Consider the following 16,629-nt stretch of genomic DNA (forward strand, 5'->3'; position numbering starts at 1 on the left):
CAAGCCAGCTCCCACAGTTGGAATGCGTTCCCCTGTGGGAGCTGGCTTGCCTGCGATGAACGGTAACGCGGATTCACAGATGAAACCGCCCGCCCCCCTGCCCCAACGCCGTCGCCAGCGCATCAAACCCCTCGCGCAATAACTGATCATCGCCCGACGTATTGCAGATACTGGCCCGAATAAACTGCGGCACCGCCGTCTGCCCCACGGCAAACGCCTCGGCGGTGGCGATCAGGTAATTGTTCTGCTTGAGCTCCGCCTCGATTTCCGAGGCCCGCCAGGGCTCGGGGACTTCGATCCAGAAGTGCGGGCTGTTGAGGTGGGTGCGATAGGCCAGGCCGGTCAATAAATCTTCGACCAGCGTCTTGCGCCGACTGATCTCGTTGATTTGCTGACGCAACAAATATTCTGCCGTGCCGTTTTCGATCCACTGGGTCGCCAGTTCCAGGGTCACAGGCGTGGCCATCCAGCAGGTCGAACGTATCGCCGCCGAGATGCGGCTGACCAGCGCCGGCGGCGCATGCACGTAGCCCACCCGCAAACCGGCTGACACCGCCTTGCTCAGGCTGCTGATCAAGATCGTACGTTCAGGCGCGAAATAGCTGAGGGGCGGCGGACGGTCCTCCACCAGTACACCGTGGGCTTCGTCCTCCAGAATCAGCAGGTTATGTTCGCGACACACCCTGGCCAAGGCTTCGCGGCGCGCAACCGACAACACGGCGGTCGTCGGATTCTGGATAGTCGGCGTGCAATACAACGCCGAAATCCGGTGATTACGACAAACCTCATCCAGCGCCGTGGGCAGCACACCTTCCTCGTCCATCTCCAGGCCGATCAGCCGCACCCCCAGCATGCGCGCGGCGGTAATCAACCCGGGGTAAGTCAACTGCTCGGTAACCACCGTATCGCCAGCACGCAGCAACGCCATCATGGCGCACAGCAAGCCGTGCTGGCCGCCGTTGACGCAGATGACCTGCTCGGGAATCGGATGAAACTCGCGCTGCACCAGCCATTGCGCGCCTGCTTCACGGTAGCGCGGCAGGCCGGCGTCCGGGGTGTAGGCGCTGATGTCCTGGAGGAACTTGGCGTTGGTCGACAGGGTTTGAAAGCTCTGGGCGAGAAACACCGTCTCTTGCCCGGGAATGTGCATGTTGCGGCTCATGTCGAAGTACTGGCGCGGCTCCTCGCTGAAATTGCGAAAGCCCTCATCACGCTGGCGCTCCATCCCACGCTTGCGCACGAAGGTGCCGTCACCGACCCGTGCAACCACCAGGCCCAGGCGTTCCAGCTCACCGTAGGCCCGGCTGATGGTGCCGATGGTCACGCCTAAATTGTCGGAAAGCACCCGATGGGGCGGCAGTTTTCGTCCCGGTTCAATCAAGCCTTCGAGGATGCCCCGTTCCATCACATCGGACAGGCGCTTGTACTTCACGCCCTGCCCGTTGGACAAGCCCTCACGCATAATTGACACCATGTCAATATTTGTTTTGACAGCCATCTTTCGCCCTAATAGTGTGCTTTTACGGGTTCAATCGCCGATAAACATAACTCATTACAAGTTCAATATAGAGTTCAATTCCGGCTCAGGGAAGCAATAAACGATGCCAATGTCCGCCGTTCTCGAAAACACTGCAAAAACAAAAACGCAAAAACAGTGGCTCGCCGGGCTGGTGACCAGCGTGATGTTCCTGATCGTGTGCCTGAGTTGGGGCACCACCTGGCTGGGCATCAAGATTGCCGTCGAGAGCGTGCCGCCGCTGACATCTGCCGGCCTGCGCTTTCTCATCGCGTTTCCGCTGTTCCTGTGTTTTGCCATGGTGCGCCGTGAGCCGATCCTGTTTCCCCGGGAAAGCCGCTGGTTCTTCGTGTTTGTGACCCTGTCCTACTTCAGCGTTCCCTACTATTTGCTCAACTACGGCGAAATGCATGTGTCGTCGGGCCTCACCGCCCTGCTGTTCAGCTGCATGCCGGTGTTCATCCTGATCTTCTCCGCGCTGTTCCTGCGCGAGCGCATCTATTTCTCCCAGGTGGTCGGCATCGGCATCGGTTTCGGCAGCCTCTACATGATCATCAAGAGCCAGGGCCTGCACCTGGACCACGCCGAGTTCCTCGGGGTGCTGGCCATTCTGAGCGCCGCGATCATGCACGCCTTGTGCTATGTCATTACCAAGCAAAAAGGCAGCGCCATCAGCGTCATCACCTACAACACCCTGCCCATCGGCATCGCCGGGCTGATGCTGTTCCTGGCCGGCCTGTGGTTTGAAACGCCGACCTTCGACGCCATCACCCTGCGTTCCTGGAGCGCGCTGTTTTACCTGGGTTTGGTGGCCTCGGTGGGCGGGTTCATTGTGTATTTCATGCTGCTCAAGCGCCTGAGCCCGATCATCCTGTCGTTCGTCTTCATTATCTTCCCGGTGTTCGCGGTCATCATCGGTGCCTGGTACGAAGGCGTGGAAATCTCCCGAGACCTGATGCTGTACTCGGCGATCCTGCTGGCCGGCTTTGCGATCACCAAATTGCCGATCGAAAAACTCATGGCCAAGAAAAAGTGACCCTCAACCAACGCGAGAGAAACATGGACGTCCTCCGCCCCACCGCCCTGGAACAGATCTACGCCCACGCCAGCCGCAGCTACCCCGAGGAGTGCTGTGGTTTTGTCTTCGCCGACGGCAGCGTGTACCTGGGCAGCAATATCCAGAATGAGCTGCACCGCAAGAACCCCCAGATGTACCCACGCAGCGCGGCCAACGGCTACACCTTTTCGGTGGCCGATACCCTGCTGATGAACAAGGCGTTTCGCAGCGACAACCCGGTGGTGGTGATCTACCACTCACACCCGGATGTGGGCGCCTATTTCAGTGACGAAGACCAGGACAAGGCGCTGTTCCTGGGCGAGCCGATCTTCCCCGTCAGCTACCTGGTGGTGGATGTTCGTCAGGGCCAGGCCCTGGGCTCCAAGCTGTTTGCCTGGGATGGCAAGCATTTCTCCCTTCAACCTTTCAACGACCTGCACACGGAGTTGTCCATGAACGCTGTCTCTTTCCCCGACATTCTGGTTCGCGTGGCCAAGCTGCCGGAATCGACCCTTGAGGGCGCCGGATCGACATTGCGCGAAGTCATTGAAAATCTCTGCACCCGTCACCCCCAATTGCGTCAGCACCTGTTCCATGAAAAGAACGAGCAGCTCAAGGAACACTTTCTGTTTACCGCTGAGGAGGCGTTGATCGAGCCCGATGAACCCCTGCCAGCAAAAGCCCGGATCGAAGTATTGCTCGCCACCTCAGGCGGCATGGACATCGACACCCTGAGCAACGAAGAAGTGCAGCGCTACGTGCGCCACATCACCCTGCCGGGCGTCGGCCGCGAGGGCCAATTGAACCTGAAGAAAGCCAAGGTGCTGGTCATCGGTACTGGCGGGCTGGGCTCGCCCATCAGCCTGTACCTGGCGGCGGCCGGCATCGGCACCCTGGGCCTGGTGGATTTTGACGTGGTGGAAAGCAGCAACCTGCAACGCCAGATTGTGCATGGCAACAGTACGCTGGGCATGCCCAAGGTCGAGTCCGCCAAGCAGCGCCTGCTGGACCTCAACCCCTATATCCAGATCAATGCGCACAACACCGCGCTCGACACTGACAACGCCCTGGAACTGGTGGGCGCGTATGACCTGGTGATTGACGGCACCGACAATTTCGACACCCGCTATCTGGTCAACGACGCCTGTGTACAGCTGGGCAAACCCTTGGTGTACGGCGCCATCTACCGTTTCGACGGGCAGATCAGCGTGCTCAACTATAAAGGCGGGCCGTGCTATCGCTGCCTGTTCCCCAAGGCCCCGCCCGCTGAGCTGGCGCCCAATTGCAGCGCGGGCGGTGTGATCGGCGTGTTGCCGGGCGTGGTGGGCATGATCCAGGCCACCGAGGCGATCAAATTGCTGATTGGCATTGGCGAACCCTTGTCCGGCCGCTTGATGCGCTTCGACGCGCTGGCGATGAAGTTCAGCGAGATCCGCTTCAAGCGCCGCGCCGACTGCCCCTGCTGCTCGGACTTGCGCCATAGCGAAACCGTCGCGCCGGCCACCTGCGCCGATGCGGTACCGAGCCAGCCTTCCCTGGCCGCGGAGCGCTACATCAAGCCCCAGGTGCTCAAGCAAGTGCTCGAACACCCCAGCAGCGCCGATGTATTGCTGGACGTACGTGACGCCAGCGAACTGGAAGTGTGCAAATTACCCGGCGTGGTGCATATCCCGCTGGCCGAACTGGATGGGCAGCTCGCCAGCCTGAGCCGCGACAACACCCACTACCTGATCTGCTACGCAGGCACCCGTGCCGAGCAAGCCGCCAGCACCCTGTTGGCAGCCGGCTTTGCCAACACCAAAGTCTTGCAGGGTGGCATGAAACATTGGGTTCGCGACGTCGAACCTGACATGCCGTTGTACTGAAGGTGGGGGCTTGCTGATGCTGCATAACTCCATCCTCGACGTCATCGGCCAAACGCCGATCGTGCGTCTGGCCCAGTTTTCCGAAGACCTCGGCATCGAGGTCTACGCCAAGCTGGAGTCCCTCAACCCCGGCGGCAGCCACAAGGCGCGCATCGCCCTGGGCATGATCCTGGATGCCGAGCGCCGCGGTGTGCTGATCCGTGATTCCGGGCAGACCATCATCGAACCCAGTGGCGGCAACACCGGCATTGGCCTGGTGATGGCCGGCAATGTGCTGGGCTACAAAGTGGTGCTGGTGATACCCGACAACTACAGCCCGGAAAAACAGAAGCTGCTGCGCCTGTACGGCGCCAGGGTCGTGCTGTCCGACAGTCGCCTGGGCAATAACTCCCACGGTGAAAAGTGCATGGAGCTGCAGTTGGAGAACCCCAACTACGTGATGCTCAACCAGCAACGCAATGGCGCCAACCCCCAAACCCACCGTGACACCACTGCCCCGGAAATCCTCCGCGCCTTCGGTGAACAGCGGGTGGACTACTTCGTCAGCGGCATAGGCACCGGGGGGCATATCACCGGTATCGGCGAAACCCTCAAGGCCACCTGGCCGGCGCTGCGAGTGATGGGCGTAGAGCCGGAGGAATGCGATTTGCTGAAAGACCAGCACGCCGCGCACGCGATCCAGGGCCTGTCGATTGGCCTGATCCCCAGCATCCTCAACCTGGATGTGATCGACGGCATGCTCAAGGTGTCGCACGCCGATTGCCTGGAGATGATCAAACGCATCATGCGCACCGATGCCATCAGCCTGGGGCTGTCTTCGGCCGCCAACATGGTCGCCATCGCCCAACTTGCCCCCGAACTGCCGCCTGAAACGGTGGTGTTGACCATGGTCTACGACAATGCCGACAGCTACCTGCCCAGTTTCGAGTAACCGGGCTTTTAACCATTCAACATGCGGGGGTGTCTCCATGGGGGGCTTTATCGACATGCAACAGCTGCACGATGAGTTGCTGACCCACCTCATCACCACCCTGACGCCCGGGCAGATGAAGCAGCTGGAACCGCACCTGGCGCCGTTGATCCAGAACGCCGCCCAGGCAGTGGCCGAGGACCTGATCGCCTATGCCTATCGCGACCCGGCTTCCCGTGGGCGCGGTGAGTTGATCCTGGAATCCTACGCCTCGTTCAAGGCCGTGCTGTTCTACCGCCTTGCGCACCTGGTGTGGCATTTCCAGACCGCTGACACCGGCGATTTTTCGCGCATGGCCCTCAAGCTCAGCAACCAGGGCAAGATCCTCTCCGGCGCCGAGATTCACCCGGCAGCGCGCATTGGCCGGCGCTTTGTGCTGGACCATGGCTACGGCACCGTCATCGGCGAAACCTGCGTGATCGGCAACGACTGCTACATCCTCTGCGGCGTGACCCTGGGCGCGCGCGGTATCGCCAACAACCCAGACGGCAAACGCCACCCACGCCTGGGCAACAACGTCGAAATCGGCGCCGGCGCGCGGGTGCTGGGCTACGTGTCGATCGGCGATAACGTGTTTATCAGCCCCTCCTGCGTGATTACCCAGGACGTGCCGGCAGGCACCAAGGTCAAGGTGGTCAACCAGATCCAACTGCAAAAAAACGATGAATCGGACCACAGCAACTACCTCGGCGCCTTTGCCCTGGATGAGCGCTTGCACGTGGTGGGCGAAGTGAGTGCCGGCCACAAGGTCACCGTGCTGGACGCCGACTTTCATCCGCTGCAAGGGCTGATGCTCGAACCCACGGTGAAAGAGCGCCACCACCTGCAGTTTCGTCTGCGTCGCCTCGACAACGACGAACAACTGCCACGCCTGCCGCTGAACCTGAAGGTATGCGGGCCGGAATTTGAAATCACCCTGCTCTCTCCCCCTGGCTTGAGCGCACTGGTGCGCCATCTCTTGCAAGCCACCCCATTGATCGTCGGAGGTTGAACATGTCCGTGCATACCATGGAAACCCTGGCGCTGTTCGACAGCGCGCCCTACCAGAACGCATTCAGCGCCCGGGTGATTGCCGTCAGCGAACAGGGTATCGCCCTGGAGCACACCCTGTTCTACCCCACCGGCGGCGGGCAACCGGGCGATACCGGCCACCTCACCCTGGCCGATGGCACACGGGTGCAAGTGACCGGCACGGTGCGCGACCCGGTATTGCGCTCGATCATCTGGCACCAGGTGGACCAGTGCCCCGAACAGTTGGCCGCTGGCGTCCAGGTCGACGCCGGGCTGGATTGGGAACGGCGCTACCAGCACATGAAGATGCACACCTGCCTGCACTTGCTGTGTTCGCTGATCGACGCGCCCGTGACCGGTTGCAGCATCAGCGCGGATAAAGGCCGCCTGGATTTCGACCTGCCGGAAATGACCCTGGACAAGGACCGCCTCACCCACGACCTCAACGCCCTGATCGAGCAGGCCCATGCGGTCAAGACCCTGTCGATGCCCGCCACCGAGTACGCGACCCTGCTGCAGATCACCCGCACCCAGGCGGTTGCGCCGCCGGTGGTCTCGGGGTCGGTACGGGTGATTGAAATCCCCGGCATCGATATCCAGCCCTGCGGCGGTACCCACGTGCTCAATACCGAGGAAATCGGCCGGGTGTTCTGCGAGAAGATCGAGAAGAAGAGCAAGCACAACCGCAGGGTGATACTGCGGTTTGAACCTGCGTCATTGCCTCTGTAGGAGCGAGCTTGCTCGCGAAAAACGTCAACGATAACGCGTGTTTTCTGAGTAACCGCGGCGCCTATGGGTTTTTCGCGAGCAAGCTCGCTCCTACAGGTGTTAGGGCAAGCCAGGTCCCACAGTGACCGTGTTGTTTTTCAGATCGTGAACAGGTCCATGAAACGGTTGACCGCGGTAGCCTCAAGCCGCGCCTGATCCTTGCACAACGCAAAAATCTCAGCGCTGCGTTGCGCTGTAAACCGCGTGGCCAGGTTGGCCTTGAACTTGTCTTCCAGCAGTGGAATACCGTCCACCCGACGGCGGCGGTGGCCAATCGGGTACTCCACCGCTACCTGCTCGGTGCAGGTGCCGTCCGTGAAAAACACCTGCACCGCGTTGGCAATCGAGCGCTTGTCGGCTTCCAGATATTCGCGGCTGTAGCGCGGGTCTTCGACGATGACCATCTTGTCGCGCAGCTCATCGATGATCGGGTAGGCCGCGTGGAAATCGTCTTCATACTGCTCGGCCACCAGGTTGCCGAACGCCAAGGGCACGGCGGTCATGTACTGCAGACAGTGGTCGCGATCAGCGGCGTTGGCCAATGGGCCGACCTTGGAAATAATGCGAATCGCCGACTCGTGGGTGGTGATCACGATGCGCTCGATTTCATGCAGGCGATGCTTGACCAACGGGTGCAGGGCGACTGCCGCCTCACAGGCGGTTTGCGCGTGAAACTCGGCCGGGAAGCTGATCTTGAACAACACGTTTTCCATCACGTAGGTGCCGTAGGGTTGGGGCAGGCTGAAGGCGCGCTTGTCCTCGGGCTTGAGCGCCAGGTCCTTGTTGGTGTGGCTGAACAGCACGTCGTAGAAGCCCCATTGCCGCGCACTCAGCACGCCGGGGATGCCCATTTCGCCACGCAAGGCGATGTCTGCCAGGCGTACGCCGCGGCTCGATGCATCGCCCGCCGCCCAGGATTTGCGCGAACCGGCATTCGGCGCATGGCGATAGGTACGCAGCGCCTGGCCATCGACAAAAGCGTGGGACAACGCCGATAGCAGTTGCTCACGGTTGGCGCCCATCAGCTTGGCGGTGACCGCCGTGGAGGCGACTTTCACCAGCAACACATGGTCGAGGCCTACGCGGTTGAAGGAGTTTTCCAGGGCAATCACCCCTTGGATTTCGTGAGCCATGATCATCGCTTCCAGCACCGCACGTACGGTCAGCGGCGCGTCGCCATTGGCCAGGCGCTTTTGCGACAGGTGATCGGCCACGGCGAGGATGCCGCCAAGGTTGTCCGAAGGGTGGCCCCATTCAGCGGCAAGCCAGGTGTCGTTGTAGTCGAGCCAGCGCACGATGCAACCAATATCCCAAGCGGCCTTGACCGGGTCCAGGCGATACGAAGTGCCCGGCACCCGTGCGCCGAACGGCACTACGGTGCCCTCCACCATCGGCCCCAGGTGCTTGGTGCACTCGGGGAAGCGCAGGGCCAGCAGGCCACAGCCGAGGGTGTCCATCAGGCAGTTGCGGGCGGTATCCAGGGCATCCTGGGAGTCGATGCGGTAGTTGAGGACGTAGTCGGCGATGTCCTGCAACACCGGGTCGTAGTCGGGGCGGTTGTTGTGGTCGACGTTGGCGCTCATGGCAGTTCTCCTAAAAGGTGGGTTTATTCCTCAAGCTCACGGTTGATCATCAGGGCGGGTCTGGTTGCCTGCCTTGGAATAAAGATCCCTTGTGGGAGCGGGCTTGCCCGCGATTACGATTTTTCAGTTGATAAAAGTGTCGACTGATACTCCGTCATCGCGGGCAAGCCCGCTCCCACAGGGACGCTGTGTAACCTTTAGAAGGCGTCGCCGGGGATGCGCACGTAGCCTTCCATCAACACCCGCGCACTGCGGCTCATGATGGCTTTCTTCACCACCCATTCACCGTCCATCTGGCTGGCCTCGGCGCCCACGCGCAAGGTGCCCGACGGGTGCCCGAAACGCACGGCATTGCGCTCCACGCCGCCCGCCGCCAGGTTGACCAAGGTGCCGGAAATCGCCGCGGCGGTGCCAATCGCCACCGCCGCGGTGCCCATCATCGCGTGGTGCAGTTTGCCCATGGACAAGGCGCGCACCAGCAGATCCACATCGCCGGCCTTGATCGCCTTGCCACTGGACGCCACGTAATCGGCAGGCTTGGCCACGAATGCCACCTTGGGCGTGTGTTGGCGCTGGGCAGCTTCGTCCAGGTGTTTGATCAGGCCCATGCGCAGCGCGCCATACGCGCGCACGGTCTCGAACATCGCCAGGGCCTTGGGGTCGCTGTTGATCGCGCCTTGCAGCTCGGTACCGGTGTAGCCCAGGTCTTGGGCATTGATGAAAATCGTCGGGATACCGGCGTTGATCAGCGTGGCCTTGAAGGTACCGACGCCGGGTACCTCCAGGTCGTCGACGAGGTTGCCGGTGGGGAACATCGAACCCCCACCGCCCTCTTCTTCCGCCGCCGGGTCCATGAATTCCAGCTGCACTTCGGCGGCCGGGAAGGTCACGCCGTCCAGCTCAAAGTCGCCGGTTTCCTGCACCGCGCCGTCAGTGATCGGCACGTGGGCAATGATGGTCTTGCCGATGTTGGCCTGCCATACCCGCACCACGGCCACGCCGTTGTGGGGCACACGGGCCGTATCGACCAGGCCAGCACTGATGGCGAACGAACCCACCGCTGCCGACAGGTTGCCGCAGTTGCCGCTCCAATCGACAAATGGCTTGTCGATGGAGACCTGGCCGAACAGGTAGTCCACGTCGTGATCGGCGCGGCTGCTTTTGGCCAGGATCACGGTCTTGCTGGTGCTCGAGGTGGCGCCACCCATGCCGTCGATCTGCTTGTCATAGGGGTCGGGGCTGCCAATCACCCGCAGCAACAAGGCGTCGCGTGCAGGGCCTGGCACCTGCGCCGCTGTGGGCAGGTCCTGTAGGCTGAAGAACACGCCCTTGCTGGTGCCGCCACGCATGTAGGTGGCGGGGATTCTGATTTGCGCTACGTGTGCCATGGTTACCCTCTTCAGGCGGTCGCCTTTGATTCCAGGAAGTCCTGGGCGAAACGTTGCAACACGCCACCGGCCTCGTAGATCGACACTTCTTCGGCGGTATCCAGGCGGCACGTCACCGGCACCTCGACACGTTCGCCATTCTTGCGGTTGATCACCAGGGTCAGTTGCGCACGCGGGGTGCGCTCGCCGACCACGTCATAGGTTTCACTGCCGTCGATTTTGAGGGTGTGGCGGTCGGTGCCTGGCAGAAACTCCAGGGGCAACACGCCCATGCCCACCAGGTTGGTGCGGTGGATGCGCTCGAAGCCTTCAGCGGCAATCGCTTCCACACCGGCCAGGCGTACGCCCTTGGCCGCCCAGTCGCGGGACGAACCTTGGCCATAGTCAGCGCCGGCGATAATGATCAGCGGCTGTTTGCGTTCCATGTAGGTTTCAATCGCTTCCCACATCCGCGTGACCTTGCCTTCCGGCTCGATACGCGCAAGAGAGCCCTGCTTGACCTTGCCGTTTTCCTGCACCATTTCGTTGAACAGTTTCGGGTTGGCGAAGGTGGCGCGCTGCGCCGTCAAATGGTCGCCCCTGTGGGTGGCGTAGGAGTTGAAGTCGACCTCGGGCAAGCCCATTTTCGCCAGGTATTCACCGGCGGCGCTGTCGAGCATGATCGCGTTGGAAGGCGACAAGTGGTCGGTGGTGATGTTGTCCGGCAGCACCGCCAGCGGGCGCATGCCCTTGAGCGGCCGTGCACCGGCCAGCGCGCCTTCCCAGTACGGCGGGCGGCGGATATAGGTGCTTTGTGGGCGCCAGTCGTACAGCGGCGTGACCTTGGGGCCGGTGTCTTCGTGGATGGCGAACATCGGGATATACACCGCACGAAATTGCTCGGGTTTCACCGAAGCCTTGACCACCGCGTCGATCTCTTCATCGCTCGGCCAGATGTCTTGCAGGCGGATTTGCTTGCCGTCGGCGTCCAGGCCGAGCACGTCCTTCTCGATGTCGAAACGGATGGTGCCGGCAATCGCATAGGCCACCACCAGCGGCGGCGACGCCAGGAAGGCTTGCTTGGCGTAGGGGTGAATGCGCCCGTCAAAGTTGCGGTTACCTGACAACACTGCGGTGGCGTACAGGTCGCGGTCGATGATCTCTTGCTGGATCACCGGGTCGAGCGCGCCGGACATGCCGTTACAGGTGGTGCAGGCAAACGCCACCACGCCAAAACCGAGTTTTTCCAGCTCATGGCCAAGTCCCGCTTCTTCCAGGTACATGGCCACGGTTTTCGAGCCCGGCGCCAAAGACGACTTGACCCACGGCTTGCGGGTCAGCCCCAGCTTGTTGGCGTTGCGCGCCAGCAGGCCGGCAGCGATCACGTTGCGCGGGTTGCTGGTGTTGGTGCAACTGGTGATGGCGGCGATGATCACCGCGCCGTCGGGCATTTGCCCTGGCACGTCATCCCATTGGCCGGCAATGCCTTTTGACGCCAGGTCGCGGGTGGCCAGGCGGGCATGGGGGTTGCTCGGGCCGGCCATGTTGCGCACGACGCTGGAGAGGTCGAAGCTCAGGCTGCGCTCGTACTGCGCGCCTTTCAAGTCGTCGGCCCACAGCCCGGTGTGACGTGCGTATTGCTCGACCAGGGCGACCTGTTCGTCTTCGCGACCGGTGAGTTTGAGGTAAGCGATGGTTTGCGCGTCGATGTAGAACATCGCGGCGGTGGCGCCGTACTCCGGGGCCATGTTGGAGATGGTCGCACGGTCACCCAAGGTGAGTGCCGAAGCCCCTTCGCCGAAGAACTCCAGCCAGGCGCCAACAACTTTCTGCTGACGCAGGAATTCGGTGAGCGCCAGCACCATATCGGTGGCGGTGATACCCGGTTGCAGCTTGCCGGTCAATTCCACACCAACGCTTTCTGGCAGGCGCATCCACGACGCGCGGCCGAGCATCACGCTCTCGGCTTCCAGGCCACCGACGCCGATGGCGATCACGCCCAGGGCATCTACGTGAGGCGTGTGGCTGTCGGTGCCGACACAGGTATCCGGGAAGGCCACGCCGTCACGCACCTGAATCACCGGAGACATTTTCTCCAGGTTGATCTGGTGCATGATGCCGTTGCCCGGCGGGATCACATCGACGTTCTTGAAGGCCTTTTTGGTCCACTCGATAAAGTGGAAACGGTCTTCGTTGCGACGGTCTTCAATGGCACGGTTTATTTCGAAGGCTTGTGGGTCAAAGCCACCGGCCTCGACGGCCAGGGAATGGTCGACGATCAGTTGGGTGGGCACCACCGGGTTGACCTGCGCCGGGTCGCCGCCTTGCTGGGCGATGGCATCACGCAAGCCGGCGAGGTCGACCAGGGCGGTCTGGCCGAGGATGTCATGGCACACCACGCGGGCCGGGAACCACGGGAAGTCGAGGTCGCGCTTGCGCTCGATCAGTTGGCTCAGGGACGCGTCGAGGGTGGCCGGGTCGCAACGGCGCACCAGGTTCTCGGCGAGCACGCGCGAGGTGTAGGGCAACGTGGCGTAGGCGCCGGGGGTGATTGCCTCGACAGCCGCACGGGCGTCGAAGAAATCCAGGCGGCTGCCGGGGAGCGGTTTGCGAAATTCAGTGTTCATCGTCAGGACTCGGTCACGGAATAGGTTACTGCGCGAAGCCCGCCTTCTGTAGGAGCGAGCTTGCTCGCGAAGGTCGTCAACGATAACGCTGGCATGCTGAATGATCGCGGTGCGTTGACGTTTTTCGCGAGCAAGCTCGCTCCTACAGAGAGCAGGGTTACACCTGCAATTCAGCGACGTTCGATTGGCACGAACTTGCGCTGCTCAACGCCGGTGTACTCGGCGCTTGGACGGATGATGCGGTTGTTGGCGCGCTGCTCGAACACATGCGCGGCCCAGCCGGTCAGGCGCGAGCACACGAAGATCGGCGTAAACAGCTTGGTCGGGATGCCCATGAAGTGGTACGCCGAGGCATGGTAGAAGTCAGCGTTGGGAAACAGCTTTTTCTGTTCCCACATGGTCTTGTCGATGGCTTCGGAGACCGGGAACAACACGGTGTCGCCCACTTCGTCAGCGAGTTTTTTCGACCAGCCTTTGATCACCTCGTTGCGCGGATCGCTGTCTTTATAGATCGCGTGGCCAAAGCCCATGATCTTGTCTTTGCGCGCCAACATGCCAAGGGTGCCTTCAACCGCTTCCTGGGCAGAGGAGAAACGCTCGATCATTTCCATCGCTGCTTCGTTAGCACCGCCGTGCAGCGGGCCGCGCAGGGAGCCGATGGCGGCGGTGACGCAGGAATACAGGTCGGACAGGGTCGATGCACACACCCGTGCGGTGAAGGTCGAAGCGTTGAATTCGTGTTCGGCGTAGAGGATCAGCGACACGTTCATCACCTTGACGTGCAGCTCGCTCGGCTTCTTGCCATGCAGCAGGTGCAGGAAGTGGCCGCCGATGCTCGGCTCGTCGGTCACGCAGTCGATGCGCTGGCCGTCGTGGCTGAAGCGGTACCAGTAACACATGATCGCCGGGAACGCGGCGAGCAGGCGGTCGGTGACATCGCGCTGCACGCTGAAATCTTTCTCCGGCTCGATATTGCCCAGGAACGAGCAACCGGTGCGCATCACGTCCATCGGGTGGGCGTCGGCGGGGATGCGTTCGAGCACTTCTTTCAGGGCCTGGGGCAGGTCACGCAGTTTGCTCAGCTTGTTGCTGTAGGCGGCCAGTTCTGCCTGGGTTGGCAGTTCGCCGTACAGCAGCAGGTAGGCGACTTCTTCAAACTGGGCGTCAGCGGCCAGTTCGCGTACGTCGTAGCCACGGTAGGTCAGGCCAGCGCCGGCCTGGCCCACGGTGGACAGTGCAGTCTGCCCGGCGACCTGGCCACGCAGGCCAGCACCACTCAATACTTTTGCTTCAGCCATGTTCGTTCTCCAATTTTGTAGTTATCAGGGAGCCGTCCAGCTCACACCCTGTAGGAGCGAGCTTGCTCGCGAAAAACGCAAGGGCACCGCGTTTCTCCAGGTTTCCCGCGTTATCGTTGGCGATCTTCGCGAGCAAGCTCGCTCCTACAGTGCAATTACTTTTTCGCGGCGAACAGCGCGTCGAGCTTCTGCTCGAAGGTGTGGTAGTCGATGCGATCGTAAAGCTCCATGCGCGTTTGCATGGTGTCGATCACGTTCTGCTGGGTACCGTCGCGACGAATCGCGGTGTAGACATTCTCGGCGGCCTTGTTCATGGCACGGAAAGCCGAGAGCGGGTACAGCACAATGGAAACATCCGCAGATTTCAACTGTTCGGTGGTGTACAGCGGTGTGGCGCCGAACTCGGTGATGTTCGCCAGGATCGGCGCCTTCACGCGGGAGGCGAACAGCTTGTACATCTCCAGTTCAGTGATGGCTTCCGGGAACACCATGTCGGCACCGGCCTCGATGCACGCGGCGGCACGTTCCAGGGCAGACTCCAGGCCCTCGACCGCCAGGGCGTCGGTGCGCGCCATGATCACGAAGCTGTCATCGGTGCGCGCATCCACGGCGGCCTTGATGCGGTCGACCATCTCCTGCTGGGACACGATTTCTTTGTTCGGGCGATGACCGCAGCGCTTGGCACCGACCTGGTCTTCGATATGGATGGCGGCGGCGCCGAACTTGATCATCGACTTGACGGTACGCGCCACGTTGAACGCCGAGGAGCCGAAACCGGTGTCCACGTCCACCAGCAGCGGCAGGTCGCACACATCGGTAATGCGGCGCACGTCGGTGAGCACATCATCCAGGCCGGTGATGCCCAGGTCCGGCACGCCAAGGGAGCCGGCGGCTACACCGCCACCTGACAGATAAATCGCCTTGAAACCAGCACGCTTGGCCAAGAGCGCATGGTTGGCGTTGATGGCGCCCACCACTTGCAAGGGCTGTTCGCTGGCGACGGCGTCACGGAAACGTTGGCCGGGAGTGCTGTTGTTGTTGGAACTCATGACTCACCTCGTGATGAAGGCGCACCGTCCGGGAAGTGACGGGCAATGTTGCGTTTGGAGGCGCCGATATGCCGGCGCATCAACAGTTCGGCCAGTTCACCGTCGCGATCGGCAATCGCGTCCAGAATGCGGTGATGCTCGGCAAAGGCCTGGCGTGGACGATTGGGGGTGGCGGAGAACTGGATGCGGTACATGCGCACCAGTTGATACAGCTCGCCGCAGAGCATTTGGGTGAGGGTGCGGTTACCGGCGCCTTGAATGATGCGGTAGTGAAAATCGAAGTCGCCTTCTTGCTGGTAATAGCCGACACCGGCCTGGAACGCCGCGTCCCGTTCGTGGGTGTGCAACACCTGGCGCAGCTCTTCGATCTCTGCGTCGGTCATGCGCTCGGCGGCCAGGCGACAGGCCATGCCTTCCAGCGACTCGCGAATTTCATACAGTTCAACCAACTCGGCGTGACTCAAAGACACCACGCGTGCGCCGACATGAGGTACCCGCACCAGCAGGCGCTGGCCTTCCAGGCGATGGATCGCTTCGCGCAATGGGCCGCGGCTGATGCCGTAGGTGCGCGCCAGCTCGGGCTCGGAAATCTTGCTGCCGGGGGCGATTTCGCCTTTGACGATGGCGGCCTGGATACGCCGGAAGACGTTCTCCGACATCGTCTGGGAATCGTCTGGTGCCACGGCTGGCTTTTCCAGTTGCTCCAACATATTGTCGACACCTTTAAAAGCAATGCCGCAAAAACTAGTCAATTAGCCCTGCATAGTCAAAGAATAAATGCATATTGTCGACAATCGTCTAATAACCCCCTCATTCGCTTGCCAAGGCATGGCCGCCTGCCAGCGCTGGCGCCAAAAAAGCATCATGTTAGAATGCCCGCCGCTTTTGCCTGACATCAGATGATGAAAAGGCGCACCCGAGATTGCGCAGCAATGCCAGTCGCCTTGAAATGAACAGTGCACTGCCCTGCCTCAGGATTTATGAGACTCAAGCCTTACCTACTAGTGATGTGCCTGCTGTGCATACCGAGCCTTGGCGCTGGCGCCGAGAAGACCGTGTACGGCCTGAATGAATACGCCAAGCTTGCAGGTATCGACCTGGAAGTGGCGGCCAAACTCGACACCGGCGCCAAGACCGCCTCGTTGAGTGCCCGCGATATCAAGCGCTTCAAGCGCAATGGCGAATCCTGGGTACGCTTCTACCTGGCCATCGACACCGCCCATTCCCACCCCATCGAACTGCCCCTGGCGCGTGTCAGCAAGATCAAGCGCCGCGCCGGCGACTACGACCCCGATGAGGACAAGAACTACACCGCCCGCCCAGTGATTGCGCTGGATATCTGCATGGGCAGTGCTTTACGCAGCATCGAAGTGAACTTGACTGACCGCAGCGCATTCCAATACCCGCTGCTGATTGGCTCCGAAGCCTTGAAACGCTTTGATGCGCTGGTCGACCCCAGTCTTAAATATGCAGCAGGCAAACCCGCCTGCGCCGCCGACGCTTAATACCGCCGAGTAA

At 61.4% G+C, this 16,629-nt stretch carries 13 protein-coding genes; 6 read left to right on the forward strand and 7 right to left on the reverse strand.

Annotated elements, in window-relative coordinates:
• Positions 1–73 precede the first annotated feature (73 nt).
• A complete protein-coding gene (locus tag HU731_RS08185) occupies positions 74–1,498 on the reverse strand; it encodes an aminotransferase-like domain-containing protein (RefSeq protein WP_003193301.1) in 1,425 nt (474 codons plus the stop codon).
• Positions 1,499–1,607: 109 nt separating this feature from the next.
• On the opposite strand from HU731_RS08185, the gene HU731_RS08190 reads away from it, so the two are divergent.
• From HU731_RS08190 to HU731_RS08210, 5 genes are read left to right on the forward strand one after another with little or no spacing between them, the layout of a single operon-like run.
• Positions 1,608–2,552: a DMT family transporter gene (locus HU731_RS08190; protein ID WP_032897827.1), complete on the forward strand. Its 945-nt coding sequence runs from the start codon at positions 1,608–1,610 to the stop codon at positions 2,550–2,552.
• Positions 2,553–2,575: 23 nt separating this feature from the next.
• Complete coding sequence (gene moeB / locus HU731_RS08195; protein ID WP_186606912.1) at positions 2,576–4,438, forward strand: molybdopterin-synthase adenylyltransferase MoeB; 1,863 nt, start codon at positions 2,576–2,578, stop codon at positions 4,436–4,438.
• A gap of 16 nt (positions 4,439–4,454) precedes the next feature.
• Positions 4,455–5,369, forward strand: a complete 915-nt coding sequence (locus tag HU731_RS08200) for a PLP-dependent cysteine synthase family protein (protein WP_186606911.1) — start codon at positions 4,455–4,457, stop codon at positions 5,367–5,369.
• A 37-nt stretch (positions 5,370–5,406) separates the two neighbouring features.
• Positions 5,407–6,399 carry a serine O-acetyltransferase gene (locus tag HU731_RS08205; protein WP_186606910.1) on the forward strand — a complete coding sequence of 331 codons (993 nt, stop codon included), beginning with the start codon at positions 5,407–5,409 and terminating at the stop codon, positions 6,397–6,399.
• Positions 6,400–6,401: 2 nt separating this feature from the next.
• Positions 6,402–7,148, forward strand: a complete 747-nt coding sequence (locus HU731_RS08210; RefSeq protein ID WP_186606909.1) for an alanyl-tRNA editing protein — start codon at positions 6,402–6,404, stop codon at positions 7,146–7,148.
• A gap of 137 nt (positions 7,149–7,285) precedes the next feature.
• Here HU731_RS08210 and prpD read toward each other — a convergent pair whose 3' ends face one another.
• From prpD to HU731_RS08240, 6 genes are all read right to left on the reverse strand, one after another.
• Entirely contained in the window at positions 7,286–8,770 is a 1,485-nt protein-coding gene (prpD, locus tag HU731_RS08215) for a 2-methylcitrate dehydratase (protein WP_186606908.1), read from the reverse strand.
• 197 nt (positions 8,771–8,967) lie between these two features.
• The gene (prpF, locus tag HU731_RS08220; protein ID WP_186606907.1) at positions 8,968–10,158 is read right to left on the reverse strand and encodes a 2-methylaconitate cis-trans isomerase PrpF; all 1,191 of its coding nucleotides are present in this window, start codon (positions 10,156–10,158) and stop codon (positions 8,968–8,970) included.
• Between the two features lie 11 nt (positions 10,159–10,169).
• Positions 10,170–12,764, reverse strand: coding sequence for a Fe/S-dependent 2-methylisocitrate dehydratase AcnD (gene acnD, locus HU731_RS08225; protein ID WP_186606906.1), 2,595 nt, complete (start codon positions 12,762–12,764; stop codon positions 10,170–10,172).
• A 170-nt stretch (positions 12,765–12,934) separates the two neighbouring features.
• Positions 12,935–14,062, reverse strand: coding sequence for a bifunctional 2-methylcitrate synthase/citrate synthase (gene prpC, locus HU731_RS08230; protein ID WP_014719499.1), 1,128 nt, complete (start codon positions 14,060–14,062; stop codon positions 12,935–12,937).
• Between the two features lie 155 nt (positions 14,063–14,217).
• Complete coding sequence (prpB, locus tag HU731_RS08235) at positions 14,218–15,111, reverse strand: methylisocitrate lyase (protein WP_003193320.1); 894 nt, start codon at positions 15,109–15,111, stop codon at positions 14,218–14,220.
• On the reverse strand, positions 15,108–15,821 hold the full coding sequence (locus HU731_RS08240; RefSeq protein WP_003193321.1) for a GntR family transcriptional regulator: 714 nt from the start codon (positions 15,819–15,821) through the stop codon (positions 15,108–15,110). Before HU731_RS08240 ends, prpB begins: the two co-directional genes overlap by 4 nt.
• A 270-nt stretch (positions 15,822–16,091) precedes the next feature.
• On the opposite strand from HU731_RS08240, the gene rloA reads away from it, so the two are divergent.
• Positions 16,092–16,616, forward strand: coding sequence for a retropepsin-like aspartic peptidase RloA (rloA, locus tag HU731_RS08245; RefSeq protein ID WP_014719501.1), 525 nt, complete (start codon positions 16,092–16,094; stop codon positions 16,614–16,616).
• The last annotated feature ends 13 nt before the right edge of the window (positions 16,617–16,629 follow it).

The sequence above is a fragment of the Pseudomonas salmasensis genome (genome assembly GCF_014268375.2).
Classification (GTDB): Bacteria; Pseudomonadota; Gammaproteobacteria; order Pseudomonadales; family Pseudomonadaceae; genus Aquipseudomonas; species Aquipseudomonas salmasensis.

Bases quoted from the DNA above. Each gene is read 5' to 3' on its own strand.
- moeB (WP_186606912.1), top strand. From the start codon at position 2,576: ATGGACGTCCTCCGCCCCACCGCCCTGGAACAGATCTACGCCCACGCC.
- HU731_RS08205 (WP_186606910.1), top strand. From the start codon at position 5,407: ATGGGGGGCTTTATCGACATGCAACAGCTGCACGATGAGTTGCTGACC.
- prpF (WP_186606907.1), bottom strand. From the start codon at position 10,158: ATGGCACACGTAGCGCAAATCAGAATCCCCGCCACCTACATGCGTGGC.
- HU731_RS08240 (WP_003193321.1), bottom strand. From the start codon at position 15,821: ATGTTGGAGCAACTGGAAAAGCCAGCCGTGGCACCAGACGATTCCCAG.
- rloA (WP_014719501.1), top strand. From the start codon at position 16,092: ATGAGACTCAAGCCTTACCTACTAGTGATGTGCCTGCTGTGCATACCG.
- prpD (WP_186606908.1), bottom strand. From the start codon at position 8,770: ATGAGCGCCAACGTCGACCACAACAACCGCCCCGACTACGACCCGGTG.
- HU731_RS08200 (WP_186606911.1), top strand. From the start codon at position 4,455: ATGCTGCATAACTCCATCCTCGACGTCATCGGCCAAACGCCGATCGTG.
- HU731_RS08190 (WP_032897827.1), top strand. From the start codon at position 1,608: ATGTCCGCCGTTCTCGAAAACACTGCAAAAACAAAAACGCAAAAACAG.
- prpB (WP_003193320.1), bottom strand. From the start codon at position 15,111: ATGAGTTCCAACAACAACAGCACTCCCGGCCAACGTTTCCGTGACGCC.
- HU731_RS08210 (WP_186606909.1), top strand. From the start codon at position 6,402: ATGTCCGTGCATACCATGGAAACCCTGGCGCTGTTCGACAGCGCGCCC.
- acnD (WP_186606906.1), bottom strand. From the start codon at position 12,764: ATGAACACTGAATTTCGCAAACCGCTCCCCGGCAGCCGCCTGGATTTC.
- HU731_RS08185 (WP_003193301.1), bottom strand. From the start codon at position 1,498: ATGGCTGTCAAAACAAATATTGACATGGTGTCAATTATGCGTGAGGGC.
- prpC (WP_014719499.1), bottom strand. From the start codon at position 14,062: ATGGCTGAAGCAAAAGTATTGAGTGGTGCTGGCCTGCGTGGCCAGGTC.